This window comes from Prescottella sp. R16 (genome assembly GCF_030656875.1).
Lineage (GTDB): Bacteria > Actinomycetota > Actinomycetes > Mycobacteriales > Mycobacteriaceae > Prescottella.
Genome location: NZ_CP130943.1, coordinates 3,876,541 through 3,897,546 on the forward strand (window position 1 = coordinate 3,876,541; position 21,006 = coordinate 3,897,546).

The following is a 21,006-nucleotide window of genomic DNA, read 5'->3' on the forward strand; positions in this document are numbered from 1 at the left end:
ACGCACACACCGTCAATCGCGTTCGAGTCTCGCCCGGATCTGGTCCATCTTTGCACGAAGTTCGTCCTGGCCGACGATGCCGCGGTCGAGGAAGGTGTGCGCGGTGGTGATCGCGGACCGCGAGTGGACGGGGAACTCGCTGTAGACGGTTTCGCCCAGCTCGTCCTCGGCGTGCCGGCGTTCGAGGTTGTCCCATGCACCGCGCCACGAGAGGCACTCGCACGTGGCCTGCATGGCCGATTCCCACGGATCCGGCTTGCGCTCGATGTCGTCGAAATCGCCGGCACGTCCGGTTCCCGGCTGCAGCGTCCGCAAGATGATCTCGTAGCCCTGGGGCGCGGTCATCGGGCACCTCCGGCGGAGGGCGCCGTCGAGGCGTCCCAGTCGGCGGAGGGTAGTGCCACTCCGATCATCGTGTCGCGTGTGACGATCTTCTCGAGTTGCTCCTCCGACCACCCCTCGGTGCCCTCGGGTCGCATGGGCATCACCATGAACCGCGACTTCTGGTTCGAATCGTGCACCCGTACTTCCACATCGGAGGGGAAGTGCAACCCGAACTCGGCGAGAACCTCGCGGGGACGACGCACCATCCGTCGTCGGTAGTTCGGTGTCCGATACCAGTCGGGGGACATGCCGAGCACGGGCCGCGGGTAGCACGAGCACAGCGTGCACACGATCACGTTGTGTACCTCGGGTGTGTTTTCGAGGACGTAGAAGAAGGTGTAGTCGCTGGGGGTGCCCGATCCCGTCGGGTCCCTCCAGTCGATGCCGACTTCCTTGCACGTCTCGGTACCGTTCTCCAGCAGGCGCTTCTTGAATTCCGGGTCGGTCCACGCCTTGGCAACCAATTTGGATCCGCCCGAGGGGCCGATCGATTCGGCCCATTCGGAGAAGCGCCGGTGGTCTTCCGCGGAGAAAAGTCCCTTCTCGATGGCGAGTTCTCGCAGGGCGAGTTCGAGGACCTCGAACTCGCTGATCTCCTCCGAAGCCTCTATGGGAGCGTGCGGGTCACTGTCCGGACGGCCGTGTGAATCGCTCACTTGTCCTCCTACGTGTCGGTTCGTCCGGCGGGCCGCAGCCAGCCCTCCGCACATTCGGTCTCGAGTGTGTCGACGTCGCATCCCGTGTAGCGCGGCCACAGGTCGGTCTGCCTGAACCGGACGACGTAGAACGGCTCCTTGCGGCCGGTCTCGACCTTGTCGAATGCCTCGTCCTCCGGAATCACCCATTCGGGGCGGTGCTCGACGACGACGCCCTCCTGCCCACGCACGAAAGCTTGTGTGCGGGTGTGGAAGAGGCTCGTCTGATTCTTCACGACCACACGGTCGCCGATCTCGAACTTGGCGGTCATCTCCGTTCCTCCCGAAGGCGTGCACGTACCTCGTCGACGCGGTCGCAGAGCTCGTCGAGAGGGATGAGGCCCTTGTCGACCATCACTTTCGCGGCGACGGTGAGCCAGCGGGCGTAGTACGGGTACCCGAAGTACTGCGTCTCACCGAGATCGACCTCGGCGCGGCGCCGCATCTCGGCGTTCCAGGCACCCCGCCAGGCGAGGCATTCGCAGGTGACGTAGGTGTTCATCTCCCATGCCTCCTCCTCTTTCTCGAGGTACTCGACGGGGAGGGCCGACTGTCCCCCGACGTCGTGCAGGACGTGTCTCAGCACGGCGTATTGCGCATTGGTGATCGTGTACGGGGAATCCTGAACGTCGTGTTCGGCCGGAGCGATCTTGGCCAGACCGTCGGTGAGTTTCTGGAATCGGGCCTGATTCGCGGTGGTCATGGAGGTCTCCCTTCCCTGGAGGGCTGGGTGCATTCACATGTTCCGAATTCTCGTCGGTGCTCCTCCTACAGTGGCGTCGTCCCCGCCGTCCTGTCGTTCACGGCGACGGGGGCGATCCTCTCGGATTGCGTTGTGCGCTGTGCCCGTTCGGTGAGGACGGCGAAAGCGAGCCCGAGAACGAGCCAGAGTGTGGCCTGTGTCGCCATCACCGACACCCGGAACTCCCACAGCAGGGTTGCGGGGAAGTTGTCGCCGACTTCGTTCACGGCCGGCAGCAGGAGGTAGCCGGCAGTCACGATCACCAGGAACGTCAGTATCGAGGCAGCGACGGGAACGGTGCGATATCTGTGTGCGACAAGTACCTTCGCAACATATCCCGCAGCGCAGACCGCGAACAGGCCGAGTACCAGCGCCGCCGCCCACAGCCAGGTTCGCTGACCGAGCGTGTCCGGATCCCCTACAGCCGGGGGATCGGCCGGGTATTTGAAGAACGGCACCGCCTCGATCGCGAGCCAGCCACCGCCGGCGAGGCAGAGCGCGAGAAGTGGACCGGGCAATGCGACGAACCGCCGCGCACAGTACGCGACCACCCCGAAGATCGCTCCGATCGCGAGGCCCGCACCGGTGGTGGCCAACAACAGTCCCGCCCGCTGACCGTCCCGCGAGACGAGTGCGTCGCCGTCGTGCGAATGTGCGGGCGTTCCGGGCTCGTGTTCGTGCTGCGCGGGGACGGTCGGAGGGGCCGATTCCTCGAGCTCGACGGCCGCTGCAATGTGTGGTTCTCCGAGCGTGAACGCCACTGCTCCGGCCAACAGGCCGGCGAGCAGACCCGCGAGCAGGCCTCGCAGCACCAGATTCTTCAGCGTCCCGGCTAGTGGCACGGGAGCCCCATGAGGTGGCGGCCGTCGTGCATCAGCTCGTGCATGTACATACCGGTGCGCGAGACAGCACCCTGGTCGAATCCCACGAGATAGAGAGCGAGCAAGGCGAGGAGCACCACACCGACTGCGACGAGCGCGATACCGATGGATTCGATTGCCCGGTCGGGGCCGTGGACGAGAGTCATGTTTCCTCCAGAATCATGTCTGGCGAGAACCGGCCGATACGACCCGGCCGAAAGTGGCGTGGGAGCGCTCGTCGTTCGGGCGCACCTCCAATTATCCGAGGCGACCGTAACACTGCAGCCCTCACCGGATATCGATTTCGAGAATCAACGATCACACCCACCCACAGGGCGGGTTCTTCGAAGAAACTGCAGATCCAACGGGTTTCGGACCGCTCGGCGCCGCTCACGCAAAACGGAGAAATTCACGAATTGGACCGACCTTCTCGCCGACATTTCACCCGAAGTAGAACCTTTACTCACAGCAGGGCTTTTCGAGTAGAAAATCTATATTTCACGACGAGACTCCGCTCGGTGCGCAATCTCGACGAACTCTGTACGGCTACGCACAATTCCGCGGAAGACGTCGGTGGCAGCCTGCACACTGGGTGCATGGCAACCTGGCAGGAGTTCACCGAAGCAGCCCCGGCACTGGCCGAGGCCGTCCACGCGCGGCTGACCGCGCACCGGCACCACGTCCTGGCGACGCTGCGGGCCGACGGCTCACCCCGGGTGAGTGGCACCGAGATCGACCGGCGGGACGGCAGGCTGATCCTCGGCTCGATGGCCGGCGCCCGCAAGGTGGCCGATCTGCGCCGCGACCCCCGGTTCGCACTGCACACCAATCCCGGCCACCACGACATGGTCGGCGGCGACGCCAAGATCAGTGGGCGGGCACGCGAGCTCGTCGGCACCGAGAAGGCGGCGATCACCGACACCTATCCGGAGGAGATCGGCCCCGCCGACGTCTTCGTCCTCGACATCGACGAGGTGATCCTCACGACGCTGGGGGACGGCCGGATGCACATCGACCTGTGGCGGCCGGGCACCGACGTCGTCCGCTTCACCCGGTGAACGTCACCAGGTGAGGTCCTCCTGGCAGCGCGATCCCTCGCTGCCGGACTCGACCTGCACGGTCGCGTGGCCGAGTCCGTGTCCGTCGAGCACGGTCTTGGCGGCGGCCAGTACACGCTGCGAGTCGGTGGTGTCGGAGGCCATCGTCAGGTGGACGGTGGCGACGTCCATGCCGGTGGTGAGCGTCCACACGTGCAGGTCGTGGACGTCGGCGACACCGGGCAGTGCGTGCAGGTCGCCGCGGACGGCGTCGACGTCGATGTGTGCGGGCGACGCCTGGGTGAGGATCCGCAGTGCCGCGCCGGCGAGCTTGAGGGCCCGCGGCACCACCCACAGCGAGATCAACACACCGACGACGATGTCGGCGTACGTCCAGTCGAACAGCACCAGCGCGAGGCCCGCGAGGAGGACGCCGACGCTGCCGACGGTGTCGGCGAGCACTTCGAGGTAGGCGCCGCGGACGGCGATCGAGTCCTTGGCGTCGGCGCGCAGCATCAGCATGACGACGACGTTGGCAGCCAGACCGGCGAGCGCGGTGAGCATCATCGGGAGGCCGGGGATGTCGGGGGCGTGCCCGATCCGGCCGATCGCCTCGTACATGATGAACGCGGCGACACCGAGCAACAGGACGGCGTTGGCCATCGCGGTGAGGACCTCGGCGCGATGCCAGCCGAACGTGCGGGCAGCGACCTTGGATCCCTGCCGGGCCAGTAGCAGCGCGGTGAGCCCCATCGACATTCCGACGACGTCGGTGAGCATGTGGCCCGCGTCCGCGAGGAGGGCGAGCGACCCGGTCACCAGCGCGACGACGACCTCGAGGACGAGGAAGCCGAGCAGGATGACGAGCGCGACCACCATCTTGCGAATACGTGTCGGCGACGGACCGGCACCCCCGGCGCTTGCGGTGTTGCCGTGACTGTGCCCGTGACCTGCACCCATGATCAGCCTCCCTCGACGGTCGGCCCATCATATGCACACATTCGCATATATGAAAACCCGTCAGTGGTCGGGCCGGTACGCCGGATTCGGAACCGTCGGCGGCAACGTCGCGATCGCCGAGATCCGGCCGAGCCCCGTCACCTGCAGCAGATCCACCAGGAGCGAGCGGAGCTGCGCGAACACGACCGTCGCGGAGATCCCGGCATTCTCGACGAGCGACGGCTTCATCCCGGACGACACCGTCCGCAGTGCCCGCGCCGCCTCGGCCTGGTCCGGCTGCTCCCCCGGATCCGCGAGGATCATCCGCCGCAACACCCCGACCGCGTGCGACAGCTTCTCGATCTGGTCGACCAACCGTGGGTCGAGGATCTCGTCGTCCCGCACCAGCGTCAGCGAACGCCGCGTGAGCACCCGGATGTTGCGCATCGCGTTGTCGATGGGGTCCGCGGTCGCCGTCAACCGCTCCAGCCGCGCCCGACTGCCCCAGTACATCGGCGACACCCGGCTGACCTCACGCCCACCCGACAGATTGCTGCGCAGCGAATCGATCGACGACTGCGTGTCCCGGGCACGGCGCAGCGCCGCCTCGATGGGTTTCGGATCGTTCGCGATCAACCCGTCCGCGACCAGGTGGAGCACCTCGGACGCGGTCGCCAGGATGCCCGCCGCGTCCCGACGAGCCCGCCGCACCGGATGCGTCGGCACCACCGCGACCACCAGGATCCCGACGACACCACCGACGAGGGCATCGATCATGCGCTCGATCCCGGCCACGTCACCCGGCGGCAGCAATGTCGCGACCAGCACCGCGGACGTGCCGGCCTGCATCGAGAAGATCGGCCCGGACCCGATGAGCACAGCCGTGCTCATCGCGAGGGTGACGACCAGCGTGATCTGCCACGGTCCCGTGCCGATCACCGAGATCAGCAGATCACCGACACCGATCCCGACGGTCACCCCGCACACCAGTTCCACCGAACGGCGCATCCGGGCACTCAGCGACAGACCGAGGGACACCACCGCCGCGATCGGCGCGAAGAACGGGCGTGGATGGCCGACGATCGTCGTCGCCACGAACCATGCGATGCCCGCGGCCAGCGCACACTGCAGAATCGGCAGCGCCGAGACCCTCAGGCGGCGGAGCGACGCCACCGCCTGGTCCCGGCCCACCACCGGACGCGGAACGAATCGGCTAGCCGAGGCCAAGGGCTTCGGCGGCACGCGGATCGCTGTCCTCGAGCAGATCCAGGCAGCGGGCGTACTCGTCGTTCTCGCCGATGGCCTTCGCGGCCTTCGCGAGCGCTGCGACACAGCGCAGGAAGCCCCGGTTCGGCTCGTGGCTGTAGGGCACCGCGCCGAAGCCCTTCCACCCGTTGCGACGCAACTGGTCGAGACCACGGTGGTAGCCGGTGCGGGCATACGCGTACGCGGTGATGGTGCGACCGTCGGCGAGCGCGGCCTCCGCGAGATACGCCCACGCGATCGACGCGGTGGGATGGTCGGCGGCAACCTTTTCCGGGTCCGCATGGTTGAGCAGTTCCGACTCCGCCTCGTCGTCACCGGGAAGAAGCGTGGGCTGCGGGCCGAGAAGATCACCGAAAGACGTCATAGTGTCCAGGTTACGTCCACTGCTGCGCCCGTTCGCGGCCACGGGCCGATAGGCTGCCCGTCGGTTGATCCGCTCCCCCACCGAGAGGCATCGCGTGCCCGACAACGACGACGTTTCCGCCCCCGCCACGACGGTCGGCCCCACCCGCATCGCCCCCGCTGCACCCACATCCACCGCCGGGCGCGCACCCCGGTCCGGTGGGCGGCGCGGCTGGATCGTCGCGTCGACGATCGCGGTCGTCGGGGTCCTCGCCGCGATCGGCGTCACCGCTGTCGTCGTTCTCCGCGGCGGCACCGACGAGAACCGGGTGCGGGACACCGTCGACGAATTCGTGGCCGCCCTCGGATCGGGTGATCTGCCGGCACTGCAGGCAGCGACGTGCGGCACCCTCGCCGACTACTACCGGGACATTCCCCCCGCCGAGTTCGCCGACGTCCACCGCGCCGCCGTCGACCGCGGCAACGTTCCCGTCGTCACCAGCATCGACACCGTGCAGGTCACCGGGGACACCGCGATCGCCCAGGTCACGGCGCACACACAGGCCACCCCGGACGACGCGTCACCGCGCACGTTCGATCTGCGCCGCGTCGACGACACCTGGAAGGTGTGCGACCCGGCCTGACCGGGCACGCCCGAAAACGCGTTTCGCGCACGTACCGCGGTCCCCGACCGGGGAAACCGACGACACGTGCGCGAAACGCGGTGGAACAAGCCACCGCCGAACGGGTGGCGCGGGCCTTACATTCCGGCGGACACCGAGCGACCGGCGGAGTGCAGGTCCTTGCAGGCCTCGATGACACGCTGCGTCATCGACGCCTCGGCCTTCTTCAGGTAGCTGCGCGGGTCGTAGACCTTCTTGTTGCCGACCTCGCCGTCGACCTTGAGGACGCCGTCGTAGTTGCTGAACATGTGCGCAGCGACCGGGCGGGTGAACGCGTACTGGGTGTCGGTGTCGACGTTCATCTTCACGACGCCGTAGCTGAGCGACTCCTCGATCTCCGACTTCAGCGAGCCCGAGCCGCCGTGGAAGACCAGGTCGAACGGCTTGGAGCCGGCCGGCAGGCCGAGCTTCGCGGATGCCGCGGCCTGACCGTCGGCCAGCACGGACGGCTTGAGCTTGACATTGCCCGGCTTGTAGACGCCGTGGACGTTGCCGAACGTCGCGGCCAGGAGGTACTGGCCGTTCTCGCCTGCGCCGAGGGCGTCGACAGTCTTCTCGAAGTCCTCGATCGAGGTGTACAGCTTGTCGTTGATGGCGTTCTCGACGCCGTCCTCTTCACCGCCGACGACGCCGATCTCGACCTCGAGGATGATGTTCGCAGCCTTGCTCAGCTTCAGCAGCTCCTGCGCGATCTGCAGGTTCTCGTCGATGTGGATGGCCGAGCCGTCCCACATGTGCGACTGGAACAGCGGGTTCTGCCCGGCATTGACGCGCTCCTGCGAGATGGCGAGCAGCGGGCGGACGAAGCTGTCCAGCTTGTCCTTGGGGCAGTGGTCGGTGTGCAGCGCGATCGTGACGTCGTACTTGGCGGCGACCACGTGCGCGAACTCGGCGAGCGCGACAGCACCGGTGACCATGTCCTTGACACCCAGGCCCGAACCGAACTCGGCGCCACCGGTCGAGAACTGGATGATGCCGTCGCTACCGGCGTCCGCGAAGCCCTTGATGGCCGCGTTGATCGTCTCGGACGAGGTGCAGTTGATGGCCGGGAAGGCGAAGGAGTTCTCCTTGGCCCGAGCGATCATCTCGGCGTAGACCTCGGGAGTTGCGATAGGCACGGCGGCTGTCCTCCATGTGACGAGTCGGGGGCGCGACCGACTGACGGCGCGCCGGTGTGTCCATGCAGTATGGCAGGTACCGCGAGCCCCGACGACTGCACTCGTTCGACCCGATGGTCCGATTCCCGGCTACCCTGGCCGACGTGACGACCGAGGCCCGCCCTGCGGCGAGAACGACGGCAGATACGACGACTCCACGACCGACCGCGTCCGCCGTGCTCGGCAATGCGGTCCGCGGTGGTCTGATCGGGGCCGCCGAGACGATCCCTGGCGTGTCCGGCGGAACGGTTGCCCTGGTCACAGGCATCTACGGCCGGTTGATCGCGTCCGCCAAACATCTCACCGACGTTCCGCGGGCGGTGGCCACGCGCGCAGACTGGCGGTCTGCGGCACGGCGGGTCGACTGGTGGTTGCTGGCACCGGTGGCGGCGGGCATGCTGCTCGCCGTCTTCGCACTCGCCGGTGTGATGGAGTCGTTCGTCAGCGACCAGCCGGTCGCCTCCCGGGCCCTGTTCCTCGGCATGATCGCCGCGTCGGTGACCATCCCGTTCCTCGAGATCACCCCGGGCGCCCTGCGGTCCACCCGAGCGAAGGGTCGCGCGCTCCTCTTGTTCACACTGACGGCCGCCGCCGTCTTCGCGCTGACCTCGCTGCCGCGCAGCGAATTCACCGATCCGCCGCTGCCACTGGTCTTCGTGGCGGCCGCGGTCGCAGTGTGCGCCCTCGTCCTGCCCGGCGTCTCGGGTTCGTTCTTCCTGCTCGTGGTCGGCCTCTACGCCCCCACGATGGCCGCGGTCGACAGCCGGAATCTGCCATACCTGGCGGTGTTCGCGCTCGGCGCCCTGATAGGGCTGGTGACGTTCGTCCGCGTGCTCGAATGGCTACTCGAACGCCACCACACCGCCGCCATGGTCGCCGCGGCGGGCCTCCTGCTCGGTTCGCTGCGCGCGCTGTGGCCGTGGCAGACCGACACCGGAGGGCTCCTCGGGGTGGGGGACGACGGGCCGCTCGCGCTCGGGCTGTTCCTACTCGGCGCCGCGGTGGTCGGAGTGGTCGCGCTGGTCCAGCGCCGGGCGTACGCTGCCGACGCCCGCGCCTCGCTCCCCACATCGGACTGACGCCGAGCGGGCGGAGGAACACCCGACCCGCAAATCCACGGGCCCACGCCGGCCGGTGAGTCGGTACTCTTGACGGTCGTGACCGATTCCGTCTTGACGACCACGACCAATCTGGCTTTGCTCCCGGGATTCCTCGATCCGGTGAATCTGCTGAACTCGTTCGGCACATGGATGCTGATCGGTCTGCTACTGGTGGTGTTCATCGAGTCCGGTCTGCTGTTCCCGCTACTGCCCGGCGATTCGCTGCTGTTCACGGCCGGCCTGATCGCGGCGTCCAAGTCCGCCGAGGTGGAACCGTTCGCACCGCTGTGGGTGCTGATGGTGACCATCCCGATCGCCGCGTTCCTCGGCGACCAGGTGGGCTACTGGATCGGCGCGAAGGGCGGGGCGGCCCTGTTCAAGTCCGACGACGCGAAACTGTTCAAGAAGAGTTACATCGACGAGGCGCACACGTTCTTCGAGAAGCACGGTCCGGTCACCATCTTCCTGGCGCGTTTCGTCCCGATCGTGCGCACGTACGCGCCGCTCGTCGCGGGCGCGTCCAAGATGAAGTACCCGGTGTTCCTCACCTACAACACCATCGGTGCGATCGTGTGGGGCGCGGGTGTCACCCTGCTCGGCTTCTGGCTCGGCCAGGTGCAGTTCATCGCCGACAACGTCGACCTGATCTTCATCCTCATCGTCCTGGTGTCGGTGATCCCGATCATCGTCGAGGTCGGCAAGCGTTTCCTCGCCGGCCGCAAGGCCACCGCCACCGCACAGGACGAGCCGGTCGTTCCCCAGAACGATCCGACGGCCTGACGGATTGATCGACACTCTCTCGGCCGGTTCGTTCGGTCCGCTCGAGTCCGCGGGCCCGGTGCTCGTCTGGATCGTCGTACTGACGTTCGTGTTCCTCGAGTGCGCGATCATCCTCGGCCTGTTCCTGCCCGGTGATTCGATGCTGGTGACCGCCGGTGTCGTGCTCGCCACCCACGATTCGGGTACCCAACACACGTGGGCGCTGTCGGTGGGTGCGATGGGTGCCGCGATCGCCGGCAACCAGGTCGGCTACGTGATCGGCCGCCGCAGCGGGCACCGTCTGATCGCCCGCCGCGGCGGGAAGTATCTCAATGCGGCGAACCTGCACAAGGTCAACGTGCTGCTCGATCGGCACGGATTCTGGGCGGTGGCGGTTGCGCGGTGGATCCCGTGGATCCGCACCCTGTGCCCGATGGTGGCCGGGGCCGCGAACATGGACCACCGCCGCTACACGATCGCCAGCAGCATCGGCGCCGTCGTGTGGGCACCGGTCCTGCTGCTGATCGGGTTCTACTGCGGGTCACTCCTCGAGCAGGTGCCGTGGCTGATGCCCGCAGCGATCGCCGTCATGGTGTCGCTGCTCGCCGTGGGCACCGCCCTCGGCATCTGGGGGTACCGCCGCGAGATGGCGCGACCCGCCGAATCGGTGACCGTCGACGACGTCTGACCGTCACCGCCGTTTCGGGTAGCCCGCCGCCGACACCAGGTACGCGGATTCCATCAGCATCCACCCACCGAGCTGCACCGACAGATCCCGTTCGGCGATCTCGGACGAGCTCACCGATCCCCCGGAGTACGTCGCGATCTCGCCCCCGAGTCCGGGAAGGTTCGCGGGCAGGCTCCAGTCCTTCCCGAACAGCGGCAGTTCCTCGACCTGCAGTCGGTTCTCCCACGCGGCCTCGGCCGACCCGAGGACGAGTTGCGCCGCGATCTGCCGGGCCCGCACGTCCTCGGGTTCGTCGCCGGGCAGTTTCAGCGCGACGAGCGCCAGGTTACGGGTGAGCAGACCGTTGAAGAGGCCCCCGTCACCGCCCCCCGCCGCCGCGGACGACGCCGCCGCTCGCAAGTTTGTCGTCGACCGCGTCGATCAGCCGGTGTACCCGCAGCCGATGCCGCGGATCACCGACCTGGACCGCCAGTTCCGTCTCGAGGCCCAGGACCGCCCCCTGGCAGTACGTGTAGATGTTGCGTTCGATCGTGCCGTCGCGCCGGATACCGTCGAAGATCAGCCCGGTGCGGGGATCGCGCAGCGTCTCGTCGATCCAGTCCGCCATCGTCTGCGCCCGCCACAGCCGCCCGGTGCGGGCGAGCACGAGGGCCGCCGGCCCGTTCGCCGGCGCGTTGAAGAAGTCGGAATGGCGGCGCCACGGGATCCCGCCCCCGGCGTCGGGCGACCACGCGTCGAACAGTTGCTGCCCGAGTGTCGCGAGGGGTTTGCGGTTGTCGATCAGCTGCGTTCGCTGTGCGCGTTCGAGAGCCAGCCCGAGCCACGCCATGTCGTCGTAGTAGTTGTTGGTCCAGCCGGTGAGATTGCGGACGCGGTGGCCGCGGATGATGCGCTGCAGCCGGCGTCGACGCCGCGGGGTGGGCCGACGTTCGGCCGCGTCGACGGCACAACTGATCAGGTGCGCCTGCCACCAGTAGTGCCAGCTGAGGAACATTCGCTCGCGGGCTGCTGCGGGCCACGCCACGACTGCCAGCGCCGTCCCGGGCAGCCCCCAGACCCGATGCATGTGCCGGCTCGTCACCGCGGTTTCCGCCGCGTCGGCCCGAGCAGACCATTCGCGCTGCATGAGTATCGATCTTGCCCGTCCACCGCGGGTTCCGCTACCAGGCGCGGCCGAGATCCGCGTGCTGTCTGATCCAGGCGTGCATCGCGATGCCCGCCGCGACGCCCGCATTGATGCTGCGGGTGGACCCGAACTGGGCGATCGACACGGTCATCGCCGCGACCGCGTGCCCCTCCGCGGTGACGCCGGGGCCTTCCTGCCCGAACAGCAGCAGGCAGTCGCGGGGCAGGTCGACCGTCTCGATCGGCACCGAACCGGGCGTGTTGTCGACGGCCACCACCGTCAGTCCGTGCTCGCGGGCGAACGCGGCCACCCCCGCGAGGTCGGAGTGGTGCACCAGATGCTGGTAGCGGTCGGTGACCATCGCACCGCGCCGGTTCCAGCGGCGCCGGCCGACGATGTGCACCGCGGCCGCCGCGAACGCGTTCGCGGTCCGCACGACGGTGCCGATGTTGGAGTCGTGGCCGAAGTTCTCGATCGCGACGTGCAACGGGTGGCGTCGGCTGTCGATGTCGGCGACGATCGCCTCACGCGTCCAGTACCGATAGGCGTCGACGACGTTGCGTCGATCCCCCTCGGCCAGCAGCTGCGGATCGTAGTGCGGGTCGTCGGGGATCGGCGCCCCGTGTTCGTGTTCCCACGGCCCGACGCCGTGCGGATGCTCACCCCATTCGGTGGGGCCGGGGGCGTCGACGTCGTCGCCGGCCGCGGTGTGCATCTTCGGTTCGTCGGTGCTCGGTTCGTCGGCACTCGGTTCGTCGGTACTCAGCTGGGGGCTCACACACGTCTCGTTCGGGTCGGGGAAGTCCCCCGGAACTGTAGTCGCCGCCCGAACCGGTCAGCTCGTCGTCACCGCCGGTTCGCCGGACTCCGGTTCGGGGACCGGCCCGGACGGACGCGGGATCGTGGCCGTTGCGGCGACGGACGCGATCGCGACCACGAAGCAGGCGATCGTGTACCAGAGGTTGCCGATCGGATCGCCGTCCCCGGTGACACCGTCGACGGCTCCGAAGAAGTCGGGCAGCGCGCTCGCCCACAGCACACCCATCACCACGATGTACACGGTCGCGTAGATGCGGACGAAGTCGTTCGAGTACACCGGCTGATCCGCCTCCTGCTTTCGCAGCCGCGACCACTGCGCGACCAGCAGGGGGATCGCGACGACGGTGACCGCGACGAGTTCGGCCGCGTACAGGACGCCGCGAACGGTGTCGCTGCCCATCCCGAACACGGTCGCCGGGAGCGGGAGCACGAAGACTCCGATCGAGGCGGTCAGGCCGATCACGACGGTGCGCCACACCAGTTCGAGCCCGGAGAACACTCGTCCCGTGTCGACGTGGCGGCCGACGAAGAACTGCACGCACAGTGCCAGCGACATCGGCCACAGGGTCGCGAACACCACGACACTCGGCAGCGGAACCGCATCGAAGAACGGCAGATTGACCTTGTTGTCGAGGGTCCACTCCCACCAGCGCAGTTGCGGCCCGAGCTGATCGAAGATCTCGTAGAACGCGTGGTGGACGAAGCCCACGCACACCGCACCGAGGAACACCCCGTAGCGCCGGAACACGCCGAGCATGCGAACGATCTCGAACGCCAGGGTCGCCATCAGCGGATAGATCGCGACGATGTACAGCGGCAGCCGCCCCCACAGGAAGTCGACCGTGAACACGTTGTGCGCGAACATCGTTCCGAGGTATTCCTCGGTGCCGAACGTTTCCGGGAAGTAGATGGGTGGTTCGATGACGAACAGGAACGCCGTCGCCCCGAACCACAGCACGAGATTGGTGGGATCGCCGTGCCGGTGCAGCCGCACGATCGCGTACACCAGGGCGAGGACCGCGCCGAGCACGATCATCCATTCGAGGACCGGCAGCGTCCAGTTCTCCAGTGCGGCCGGGTTCCGGAACTCGACCAGCCCGCCGGCCTCCTCACACGAAAATCCCAGCCGCGTGGCGAGATCCGCGAAGGTATCGGTACACGTGGGTGTCATCGGTTCGCCCCCGATGCTGCCGGCTCGGCGGTGTACCAGCGGGTGCAGTCGTCGCCGGCGTCGTAGCGGCGGAACCACTCGTCCGCGAGCACCGGCAGGTTCTCGTGGGCGGGGTCGTGGCCGGGGGTCTGGCTGAGGGCCGCGCCCTTGAGCGCGGTCAGCTGCTCACCGATCGGCAGTCCGTCGAACGCGCGCGGCATCGGCCCCTTGCTGAGGTACGGCGCGAAGAACGTGAGCACCCGCTGCTTGGCGCGGTGCCGGGCGAACATCGACAGTGCATCGACCTTGCGTTCGCCGAGCGGGACGTGCTGGTTGAAGCCGGCACACGCGATCCGGATCACCTTCAGCACGTGCGCGAACACCGACGGCGCCATCCGCATCCGGTACAGCTCGCTGCCGACGACGGCCTTGTAGAGGATCAGCGCGGAACTGCGGTGCTCCACCTCTTCGACGAAGTGCCACAGGAACAGTGACGCGACCCGGTCGTCGCCGGGCCGGAACAGCGTCTCCTCGTTGTCGAGCATCAGCTTGAACACCGGCGTGAACGTGGCCTCGAGGTCGGCGGTGTAGGCGAGCCGGTAGTTGATCGACGTGGCCTCGGTGAGCAGGTCGTACTCGCCGATCACGGCGTCGAGGGTGTTCTGCAGACCCGGGTAGCGCCGGATCAGGGCGGCCACGTGCTGGCGGTGCGCGGTGGAGTGATGCCCCTCCTGCCGCATGAACGCGACCGCCTCCTCGGCGACCGCGGGATCGGTCATGAGCGGCTTCGCCTGCCGGATCAGCTTGACGATCATCTTCTCGAAACCGACGGCGAGGAACGACACCGCGTTCGACATGCTCGACCAGGCCGGGTTCTCGGGGTTCCACAGGAATGGGACGTCGGCATCGTCGAACCCGAAGTCCATCTTCCGGGGTTTGAGATCCGTCATGGGCACTACCTCGTTCGTTGCTCGTTCGTTCGGTCGACTGCTGCCGCGATCATACGAACTGCAACACGTTTGTATGATTGGTTTCGCCGAAACGGCCGTGGCCTGCACCTCCACCGGCGCCGATGCTGATACCGTCCGCCCGTGGCACGCAGACGAGGATGGGGCGGCCGGCCGCCGGTCGACGACGAGGAGGCGGCCCGGCGCATCGTCGAGGCCGCGGTCGAGGCGATCTCCCGGACCGGCACGGCCGTGGGCATCGCCGAGGTGGCCGAATCCCTGGGCGTGATCCGGCAGACCGTGTACCGCTACTTCCCCAGCGCGGACGCCCTCATGCGGGCGTCCGCGATCGCGTCCGTCGACGCCTTCCTCGACCGGCTGACCGCCCACGTCCGAGGTCTGCACGATCCGACGGAGGCCGTGATCGAGGCCGTGATCTTCACGCTCGACGACGTCCGCCGCACCCCGCACCTCGGAATCATGCTGTCGGGGGACCACTCCCACACCGAGGGCATCGCATCCGACGAGGCCCAGGTGTTCGGTATGACGATGATCCGACGGTTCGACGTCGACTGGGGCCGGCACGGCTGGGACGAGCCGGCACTGCAGGGCCTCGTCGAGCACCAGCTGCGGATCATGCAGTCGTTCTTCGTCTCCCCCGGTAACCCGCCGCGCACCGACGACGAACTGCGCCGCTATCTGCACCGTTGGCTCGCACCGGCGATCACGGCGCAGGCCGCGGCCGGCCCGGACGGCTAGGCTGGACGACGTCACCGGAGGTAGGCGTTGAAGGTCGGCTCATGAACCATCCCCGTATCGTTCGCACCGTCTGTGTCGTCACCGTCGGCTACGTGATCGTGCTGGCCGTCTGGCTGGGATGGCTCGTCGAGCACACGCCGGAGGGCACGATCCCGTACCAGATCGGCGGGCTGCTCGCCGCCTACGGTTCGGCCCTGGGGCTGGGCATGATGTGGGCCGGTCGGCCCACTCGCGCGGAGCGCCGGCTCGAGCGGCACGGGCTCGAAGGGTGGGCCGAAATCACTCGCGCCCAACAGATCCGGAGCACCGTCGACCGCGCCGTGGTCACCGAACTCGATCTCGACCTCACTGTCCCCGGATCGGAGTCCTACCGCGGCCGGGTGCGGTACGAGGTCTATCCCGAGGACCGGGACCGTTTCGTCGTGGGCGAGACCGTCCCGATCCGCGTCGATCCCCACGATCGGGATCGAATCATGATCCTGCCCTAGGTGTTCCGCTTCCGTGACGCACCGAGCGCGATCATCCCCTCGGTCAGCAGAGCCTGTGCGGCGGCATAGGACGCGAGGATCGCGCCCTCCGCGATCGCCCGTGACTTCGCCCGGCGCAGAAACAGTTTGCGCACCATGATCAGCCCGTCCGAGCCGGTGAACAGCAACCCGCCCACGCCGAGCCGACTGCGCCGGTCGCGGCGGTTCGGTACCGGCAGACCGGCGACGGTAGCCGCGCCGGGTGCGAGTGCGGGATCGGCGGCGAGCGTCGCGGTGGTGCCGAGCAGAGCCCCGTAGCCGGTGAGTGTGGGCGCCACCTCCGGCGCCTTCGCCGCCAGCAGCCCGGACGCCGTCGCCCACGCCGCGAGCCGCGGCACCACCGCTGCCCGGGTCGGACGACCGCCGTGGCGGGCGAGCACGGCGACATAGGCGCCCTGCATGACACCGAACGACGTCGCACCGCGGCGCAGGCGGGCGTCGTCGTCCGGGTCGATCATGAAGACGTCGCCGACGGTCGCGGCCGCCAGACCGGTGACGAGAAGTGCGGTGTCGGGGGCAGGAAGGTCGTGTCGGCGTCGCAGCACCCGCGCCGCGAGAGCCGGCGCGATCAGCGGCTTCGCGACCTGCTGGACGTGTTCGCTCCCGACGACGCCCCCGTACACCGTCGCGGCCGTCGCCCCGACGAAGACGACCTGCTCCGCGTGCCCGAGGAGCCAGGCTCCGATCCGCCCGAATGCCATGCCCATTCCCTCACGTCTCGTTCCGTGTCCTGTTCGTCACGAACGTACCGGCCCGCTCCTCCCCCGTCTCCGCGTTTCGCGCACTTGGCGCGGGTTTTCCGGCCGTCCGGTCGCGACAAGTGCGCGAAACGCGGGGGTTTACATAGATAGTTAGCGTATGTAATGATTCGTATTCGTGAGTTCCACCGATCCCGAATTCCGAGACCTACTGGTCCAGTTGGTGAGCAACGCCCACCGCTTCACCCGCCTCGCGTCGGCCGTCGCCCGCGACGACCGACCGCGGTCGTGGATGCGGGCACTGTCACTGCTCGAGGAACAGGGGCCGCTGCGGGTCAGCACGTTCGCCCGGCTCGACAGTTCGTCGCAGCCGTCCGCGACCGCACTGCTCAAACGGCTCGGCGACGAAGGGCTCGTCTCGCGACACCCCGACCCGGAAGACAATCGCGCGATCCTCGTCGACATCTCCGACGCGGGCCGACGCTGGCTGACCGACAGCCGGCACCACATCGCCGACGACCTGACGCCCTACTTCGCGCACCTCGAACCGGCGCAGGTCGCGGCGCTGACCGAAGGGCTCGGTGAACTCCGCACCATCATCCGGTCCGTTGCGGCGGACCGCACGACACATCCGAGGAGGGATACATGAGCACCACGACCGCGCCCGCCGCGAGCACGAAGCCCGGCATCCTGCAGCAACCGAAATCCGTATGGGCCGTCGCGTTCGCGTCCGTGATCGCATTCATGGGCATCGGGCTCGTGGATCCGATTCTCAAACCGATCGCCGAGCAGCTCGACGCCAGCCCGTCGCAGGTGTCGCTGCTGTTCACCAGCTACATGCTGGTCACCGGTGTCGCAATGCTGTTCACGGGCATGATCTCGAGCCGGATCGGCGCCAAGAAGACGCTGCTGTGGGGTCTGGCGATCATCGTGGTGTTCGCAGCCCTCGCCGGATCGTCGGGCACGATCGACCAGATCGTCGGCTTCCGCGCCGGCTGGGGTCTGGGCAACGCCCTGTTCATCGCGACCGCGCTGGCCGCGATCGTCGGCGCCGCGAGCGGTGGGGTGGCCCGCGCGATCATCCTGTACGAGGCCGCGCTCGGTATCGGTATCGCGGTGGGCCCGCTCGTCGGCGGTGTTCTCGGCAACATCAGTTGGCGGGCACCGTTCTTCGGTGTCGCCACCCTCATGGCGGTCGCGTTCATCCTCATCGTCGTCATGCTGCCGACAGCCCCGAAGCCGCAACACAAGACGTCGCTGGCCGCACCGTTCCAGGCGCTGCGTCACCGCGGCCTGCTCACCGTCGCGATCACCGCGCTGCTGTACAACTACGGCTTCTTCACACTCCTCGCGTACACGCCGTTCCCCCTCGACATGGGCACGTACGCAATCGGATTCATCTTCTTCGGCTGGGGTGTCGCCCTCGCGGTCGCGTCGGTGTTCCTGGCGCCGCGCCTGCAGCGCCGCTTCGGGACGCTGCCGATGATGATCGCGGCGCTCACCCTGTTCGCGCTCGACCTCGCCGTGATGGCACTGTTCACCGAGTCGAAGCCGGTCCTGATCGTGTGCGTCGTCCTCGCCGGCCTGTTCCTCGGCGTCAACAACACCCTCATCACCGAGACCGTGATGATCTCGGCACCCGTCGAACGTTCGACTGCGTCGGCCGCCTACAGCTTCGTCCGCTTCGTCGGTGGCGCCGCCGCCCCGTACGTCGCCGGCAAACTCGGTGAGCACAACGTCCACATGCCGTTCTGGGTGGGCGCGGTCTGCACCGCCGCCGGCATCCTCGTCCTCATGACCGGACGCCAGGTCCTGGCCCACGTCGACGACCACGACCCGGCCCCGCACAGCATCGAAGAGGCGACCGCCGTCACCGTCGGCGACGCCGACTGAACCTACCGTCTCCCGCGTTTCGCGCACTTGTTGCGGATTTCCGGCTCCCGGAACCGCGTCGAGTGCGCGAAACGCATCCGGGGGGGTGGTCGCGACGAAGAGTCCGGCGCCGGACGGGTCAGGACACCTGCCGCGCCGCCGCCGATGCGGTGACCGTCGCGAACGCCGGTTCGGGCAGGCCGCGTTCGGCCGCGAGACGGCGTGCGTTCTCGACGACCTCGGGGGTTTCCCCGGCCGGCACGAGGGCGATCGCAGAGCCGCCGAAGCCGCCACCGGTCATCCGGGCGCCGAGTGCACCGGCGGTCAGGGCCGCCTCGACGGCGGTGTCGAGTTCGGGGCACGACACCTCGAAGTCGTGGCGCAGCGACAGGTGCGACGCCGTCAGGAGCCGCCCGAGTTCGACGAAATCCGCTGCCTCGAGCGCGGTCACGGCGAGCCGGACGCGCGCGATCTCACTGATCACGTGCCAGGCCCGGCGGCGCAGGACGTCGTCCTTCAGGGACCGGACCGCGTCGGCCCCCTCCCGTCCCCGGTCGGTGACCTCCCGCAGCGATGCGGCGCCGAGACGTCGCGCTGCCCGCTCCACCGCGGCGCGACGTCTCGCGTACTGCCCGTCGACGAGCCGATGCGGGGCACGGGTGTCGATCACCAGCAGTTCGACGCCGTGTGCCGTCGGCTCGAACGGCACGCGCCGGGTCCGGCCGGACGACGAATCGATCAGCAGGGCATGCCCTTCCGAAGCGAGCAGCGACGCCGCCTGATCCATGCCGCCCGTGGGGGCGAGTGCGATCTCGTTCTCGGCACGCACACAGGCCGCGGCGAGTGCGGTTCGGTCGGTGTCCGGTGACATTGCCGCGGCAAGAACGCATTCCAGAGCGGCGGAGCTCGACAGGCCCGCCCCGATCGGCACACTCGACACGAAGACCGCGTCGATGCCTCCCCGATCCTGCAGCGCCCACAGCACACCCGCTGGATAGGCCGCCCATCCGGTGGGCCGGCCGGGGGCGGTGTCGTCGATGCGCCCGTTCCACGGCTCTCCTGCTGTCGAACGCAGCCGGACGATCCCGTCGGTGCGGGGTGCGACGGCGACGACGGTGCTGTGCGGCAACGCGATCGGCAGGCACAGGCCGCCCGCGTAGTCGACGTGCTCGCCGATGAGGTTGACGCGTCCGGGGGCCGCCCACACGGTGTCCGGTGTCGTACCGAACTCGCGGACGAACATTTCCGATGCCGCCGAAGCGAGTTCCGTGTCGGATCCGGGTTCGAACCAGGTGGCGGTCACGGCGCGACCTCCCGGAATCGCTCCGCGATGGTCTCGGGGGTGGTGTCGCTGATCCATGCGCCCATCCCGGATTCGGAGGCGGCGAGATACTTCATCCGGTGCGGAGACCGCATGAGCGAGAACACGTGCAGGTACAGCCGTCCGAGATCGCGGCCCTCGCCGACGGGCGCCTGATGCCAGCCGGCGATGTACGGCAACCGGTCGACGCCGTCGAAGAAGCGGTCGAGCCGGCCGAGGATGTCGAGGTACAGGTGCGACAGTTCCTCGAGTTCGGCGTCGTGCAGTTCGGTGAGGTCGGCGACGTCGCGGCGCGGCGCGAGGTGCAGGTCGACGGGCCACCGTGCCGCCGCGGGCACGTATGCGGTCCAGTGTTCGCCGTCGACGACGATCCGGGTTCCGGCGCGGCGTTCGGCGTCGAGCATGTCACGTAACAGGTTGCGTCCCGTCCGGTTCCGGTGCTGCTCGGCCTGCCGCAGCAGCGCCGTGGTGCTCGGCGGCAGCGTGGGGTAGGCGTAGATCTGGCCGTGCGGGTGCGTCAGCGTCACCCCGATCTCGGTGCCCCGGTTCTCGAAGCAGTACACCTGGGCCACGTCCGGTCGCGCCGACAGCTCGCGGGTCCGGTCCCGCAGCGCCTCGAGGACCGTCCGCACCCGGCCCGGCGTCGACTGCCCGAAGCTGCGGTCGTGGTCGCTCGTGAAGCACACCACCTCACAACGTCCCGCAGCCGGCTGTTGCGGCCAGAGGTCTTCTCCGTCGACATGTTCCGGCACGGTATCGGCGGAACCCAGTGCAGGGAAACGGTTCTCGAACACGACGACGTCGTAGTCGGCGGCGGGGATCTCCGTCGCCGCCCGGCCGGGCCGCGTCGGGCACAGCGGGCACTCGTCGTCGCCGGGCAGGAACGTGCGGTTCATCCGGTGCGCCGCGAACGTCACCCACTCCCCCGTCAACGCGTCGAACCGCATGCTCGACGCCACCCGAACCGGGTCGAGTCCTCGACCGTCGAGCACCTCGCGTGACGGGAACGGCGCCGTGTCGTCGAAATAGATCAGCTCACGCCCGTCGGACAGGCTGGTGCGGGTGGTGCGGATCGGCATGCAGCCACGATAGGCGGGCCTCCCGGTTTGGCGGCGGTATCTCCCCTGTGCCACCA

25 protein-coding genes and 1 pseudogene are annotated in these 21,006 nt (G+C 68.3%); 9 read left to right on the plus strand and 17 right to left on the minus strand.

Annotated elements, in window-relative coordinates; translation table 11 throughout:
- Positions 1-12 precede the first annotated feature (12 nt).
- The 6 genes from Q5696_RS18245 to Q5696_RS18265 all read right to left on the minus strand — a co-directional run bounded on the left by Q5696_RS18245 (position 13) and on the right by Q5696_RS18265 (position 2,848).
- The gene (locus Q5696_RS18245; protein WP_305092664.1) at positions 13-345 is read right to left on the minus strand and encodes an SH3-like domain-containing protein; all 333 of its coding nucleotides are present in this window, start codon (positions 343-345) and stop codon (positions 13-15) included.
- A complete protein-coding gene (gene scnC, locus Q5696_RS18250) occupies positions 342-1,040 on the minus strand; it encodes a thiocyanate hydrolase subunit gamma (protein ID WP_305092665.1) in 699 nt (232 codons plus the stop codon). The genes Q5696_RS18245 and scnC overlap by 4 nt, the downstream gene beginning before the upstream one ends.
- 8 nt (positions 1,041-1,048) lie before the next feature.
- Positions 1,049-1,351, minus strand: a complete 303-nt coding sequence (locus tag Q5696_RS21515) for an SH3-like domain-containing protein (RefSeq protein ID WP_370654818.1) — start codon at positions 1,349-1,351, stop codon at positions 1,049-1,051.
- On the minus strand, positions 1,348-1,782 hold the full coding sequence (locus tag Q5696_RS21520) for a hypothetical protein (protein ID WP_370654819.1): 435 nt from the start codon (positions 1,780-1,782) through the stop codon (positions 1,348-1,350). The genes Q5696_RS21515 and Q5696_RS21520 overlap by 4 nt, the downstream gene beginning before the upstream one ends.
- Before the next feature lie 65 nt (positions 1,783-1,847).
- Entirely contained in the window at positions 1,848-2,663 is an 816-nt protein-coding gene (locus Q5696_RS18260; protein ID WP_305092666.1) for a CbtA family protein, read from the minus strand.
- On the minus strand, positions 2,654-2,848 hold the full coding sequence (locus tag Q5696_RS18265) for a CbtB domain-containing protein (protein ID WP_305092667.1): 195 nt from the start codon (positions 2,846-2,848) through the stop codon (positions 2,654-2,656). The genes Q5696_RS18260 and Q5696_RS18265 overlap by 10 nt, the downstream gene beginning before the upstream one ends.
- 429 nt (positions 2,849-3,277) lie before the next feature.
- Between Q5696_RS18265 and Q5696_RS18270 the strand changes: the two genes are divergently transcribed.
- On the plus strand, positions 3,278-3,739 hold the full coding sequence (locus tag Q5696_RS18270; RefSeq protein WP_305092668.1) for a pyridoxamine 5'-phosphate oxidase family protein: 462 nt from the start codon (positions 3,278-3,280) through the stop codon (positions 3,737-3,739).
- A gap of 3 nt (positions 3,740-3,742) precedes the next feature.
- Here the strand turns inward: Q5696_RS18270 and Q5696_RS18275 are convergent, their stop codons facing one another.
- From Q5696_RS18275 to Q5696_RS18285, 3 genes are read right to left on the minus strand one after another with little or no spacing between them, the layout of a single operon-like run.
- Positions 3,743-4,678, minus strand: coding sequence for a cation diffusion facilitator family transporter (locus Q5696_RS18275; RefSeq protein WP_305092669.1), 936 nt, complete (start codon positions 4,676-4,678; stop codon positions 3,743-3,745).
- Between the two features lie 60 nt (positions 4,679-4,738).
- Positions 4,739-5,830, minus strand: coding sequence for an FUSC family protein (locus Q5696_RS18280; protein WP_305092670.1), 1,092 nt, complete (start codon positions 5,828-5,830; stop codon positions 4,739-4,741).
- 40 nt (positions 5,831-5,870) lie between these two features.
- Complete coding sequence (locus Q5696_RS18285) at positions 5,871-6,287, minus strand: DUF3151 domain-containing protein (protein WP_305092671.1); 417 nt, start codon at positions 6,285-6,287, stop codon at positions 5,871-5,873.
- A gap of 94 nt (positions 6,288-6,381) precedes the next feature.
- Between Q5696_RS18285 and Q5696_RS18290 the strand changes: the two genes are divergently transcribed.
- Positions 6,382-6,909, plus strand: a complete 528-nt coding sequence (locus Q5696_RS18290; RefSeq protein WP_305092672.1) for an Rv0361 family membrane protein — start codon at positions 6,382-6,384, stop codon at positions 6,907-6,909.
- Positions 6,910-7,025: 116 nt separating this feature from the next.
- Here the strand turns inward: Q5696_RS18290 and fbaA are convergent, their stop codons facing one another.
- Complete coding sequence (gene fbaA, locus Q5696_RS18295) at positions 7,026-8,066, minus strand: class II fructose-bisphosphate aldolase (RefSeq protein ID WP_305092673.1); 1,041 nt, start codon at positions 8,064-8,066, stop codon at positions 7,026-7,028.
- Positions 8,067-8,209: 143 nt separating this feature from the next.
- On the opposite strand from fbaA, the gene Q5696_RS18300 reads away from it, so the two are divergent.
- The 3 genes from Q5696_RS18300 to Q5696_RS18310 all read left to right on the plus strand — a co-directional run bounded on the left by Q5696_RS18300 (position 8,210) and on the right by Q5696_RS18310 (position 10,652).
- Complete coding sequence (locus tag Q5696_RS18300) at positions 8,210-9,184, plus strand: DUF368 domain-containing protein (protein ID WP_370654820.1); 975 nt, start codon at positions 8,210-8,212, stop codon at positions 9,182-9,184.
- A 78-nt stretch (positions 9,185-9,262) separates the two neighbouring features.
- A complete protein-coding gene (locus tag Q5696_RS18305; protein ID WP_370654821.1) occupies positions 9,263-9,985 on the plus strand; it encodes a DedA family protein in 723 nt (240 codons plus the stop codon).
- Between the two features lie 7 nt (positions 9,986-9,992).
- Positions 9,993-10,652, plus strand: a complete 660-nt coding sequence (locus tag Q5696_RS18310; protein ID WP_305095367.1) for a DedA family protein — start codon at positions 9,993-9,995, stop codon at positions 10,650-10,652.
- Positions 10,653-10,655: 3 nt separating this feature from the next.
- Here Q5696_RS18310 and Q5696_RS18315 read toward each other — a convergent pair.
- The 4 genes and pseudogenes from Q5696_RS18315 to Q5696_RS18330 form a co-directional block, all read right to left on the minus strand.
- Positions 10,656-11,778, minus strand: a pseudogene (locus tag Q5696_RS18315) (glycoside hydrolase family 76 protein).
- A 34-nt stretch (positions 11,779-11,812) separates the two neighbouring features.
- Positions 11,813-12,493 (minus strand): TrmH family RNA methyltransferase, encoded by a 681-nt coding sequence (locus Q5696_RS18320; RefSeq protein WP_305095368.1) that lies wholly within the window; start codon positions 12,491-12,493, stop codon positions 11,813-11,815.
- 120 nt (positions 12,494-12,613) lie between these two features.
- Positions 12,614-13,768, minus strand: coding sequence for a hypothetical protein (locus Q5696_RS18325; protein ID WP_305092675.1), 1,155 nt, complete (start codon positions 13,766-13,768; stop codon positions 12,614-12,616).
- Positions 13,765-14,697, minus strand: a complete 933-nt coding sequence (locus Q5696_RS18330) for a metal-dependent hydrolase (protein WP_305092676.1) — start codon at positions 14,695-14,697, stop codon at positions 13,765-13,767. The genes Q5696_RS18325 and Q5696_RS18330 overlap by 4 nt, the downstream gene beginning before the upstream one ends.
- Before the next feature lie 141 nt (positions 14,698-14,838).
- Between Q5696_RS18330 and Q5696_RS18335 the strand changes: the two genes are divergently transcribed.
- Complete coding sequence (locus tag Q5696_RS18335; RefSeq protein ID WP_305092677.1) at positions 14,839-15,453, plus strand: TetR/AcrR family transcriptional regulator; 615 nt, start codon at positions 14,839-14,841, stop codon at positions 15,451-15,453.
- A 41-nt stretch (positions 15,454-15,494) separates the two neighbouring features.
- On the plus strand, positions 15,495-15,941 hold the full coding sequence (locus tag Q5696_RS18340) for a hypothetical protein (protein WP_305092678.1): 447 nt from the start codon (positions 15,495-15,497) through the stop codon (positions 15,939-15,941).
- On the opposite strand, the gene Q5696_RS18345 is transcribed toward Q5696_RS18340, so the two are convergent.
- Complete coding sequence (locus Q5696_RS18345; protein WP_305092679.1) at positions 15,938-16,681, minus strand: lysoplasmalogenase; 744 nt, start codon at positions 16,679-16,681, stop codon at positions 15,938-15,940. The two genes, Q5696_RS18340 and Q5696_RS18345, sit on opposite strands and share 4 nt — an antisense overlap.
- A gap of 175 nt (positions 16,682-16,856) precedes the next feature.
- On the opposite strand from Q5696_RS18345, the gene Q5696_RS18350 reads away from it, so the two are divergent.
- Together Q5696_RS18350 and Q5696_RS18355 are read left to right on the plus strand one after the other, a co-directional pair.
- Positions 16,857-17,327: a MarR family winged helix-turn-helix transcriptional regulator gene (locus Q5696_RS18350; protein WP_305092680.1), complete on the plus strand. Its 471-nt coding sequence runs from the start codon at positions 16,857-16,859 to the stop codon at positions 17,325-17,327.
- Positions 17,324-18,571, plus strand: coding sequence for an MFS transporter (locus tag Q5696_RS18355; protein WP_305092681.1), 1,248 nt, complete (start codon positions 17,324-17,326; stop codon positions 18,569-18,571). Before Q5696_RS18350 ends, Q5696_RS18355 begins: the two co-directional genes overlap by 4 nt.
- Positions 18,572-18,689: 118 nt before the next feature.
- Here the strand turns inward: Q5696_RS18355 and galK are convergent, their stop codons facing one another.
- Together galK and galT are read right to left on the minus strand one after the other, a co-directional pair.
- A complete protein-coding gene (galK, locus tag Q5696_RS18360) occupies positions 18,690-19,793 on the minus strand; it encodes a galactokinase (protein WP_370654949.1) in 1,104 nt (367 codons plus the stop codon).
- Between the two features lie 56 nt (positions 19,794-19,849).
- Entirely contained in the window at positions 19,850-20,950 is a 1,101-nt protein-coding gene (gene galT, locus Q5696_RS18365) for a galactose-1-phosphate uridylyltransferase (RefSeq protein ID WP_305092683.1), read from the minus strand.
- Positions 20,951-21,006: the final 56 nt, after the last annotated feature.

Coding starts and splice junctions, on each gene's coding strand:
- Q5696_RS18245 (WP_305092664.1), bottom strand. CDS start 345: ATGACCGCGCCCCAGGGCTACGAGATCATCTTGCGGACGCTGCAGCCG.
- Q5696_RS21515 (WP_370654818.1), bottom strand. CDS start 1,351: ATGACCGCCAAGTTCGAGATCGGCGACCGTGTGGTCGTGAAGAATCAG.
- Q5696_RS21520 (WP_370654819.1), bottom strand. CDS start 1,782: ATGACCACCGCGAATCAGGCCCGATTCCAGAAACTCACCGACGGTCTG.
- Q5696_RS18265 (WP_305092667.1), bottom strand. CDS start 2,848: ATGACTCTCGTCCACGGCCCCGACCGGGCAATCGAATCCATCGGTATC.
- Q5696_RS18270 (WP_305092668.1), top strand. CDS start 3,278: ATGGCAACCTGGCAGGAGTTCACCGAAGCAGCCCCGGCACTGGCCGAG.
- Q5696_RS18275 (WP_305092669.1), bottom strand. CDS start 4,678: ATGGGTGCAGGTCACGGGCACAGTCACGGCAACACCGCAAGCGCCGGG.
- Q5696_RS18285 (WP_305092671.1), bottom strand. CDS start 6,287: ATGACGTCTTTCGGTGATCTTCTCGGCCCGCAGCCCACGCTTCTTCCC.
- Q5696_RS18320 (WP_305095368.1), bottom strand. CDS start 12,493: ATGCACACCGCGGCCGGCGACGACGTCGACGCCCCCGGCCCCACCGAA.
- Q5696_RS18325 (WP_305092675.1), bottom strand. CDS start 13,768: ATGACACCCACGTGTACCGATACCTTCGCGGATCTCGCCACGCGGCTG.
- Q5696_RS18330 (WP_305092676.1), bottom strand. CDS start 14,697: ATGACGGATCTCAAACCCCGGAAGATGGACTTCGGGTTCGACGATGCC.
- Q5696_RS18340 (WP_305092678.1), top strand. CDS start 15,495: ATGAACCATCCCCGTATCGTTCGCACCGTCTGTGTCGTCACCGTCGGC.
- Q5696_RS18345 (WP_305092679.1), bottom strand. CDS start 16,681: ATGGCATTCGGGCGGATCGGAGCCTGGCTCCTCGGGCACGCGGAGCAG.
- Q5696_RS18355 (WP_305092681.1), top strand. CDS start 17,324: ATGAGCACCACGACCGCGCCCGCCGCGAGCACGAAGCCCGGCATCCTG.
- galK (WP_370654949.1), bottom strand. CDS start 19,793: ATGTTCGTCCGCGAGTTCGGTACGACACCGGACACCGTGTGGGCGGCC.
- galT (WP_305092683.1), bottom strand. CDS start 20,950: ATGCCGATCCGCACCACCCGCACCAGCCTGTCCGACGGGCGTGAGCTG.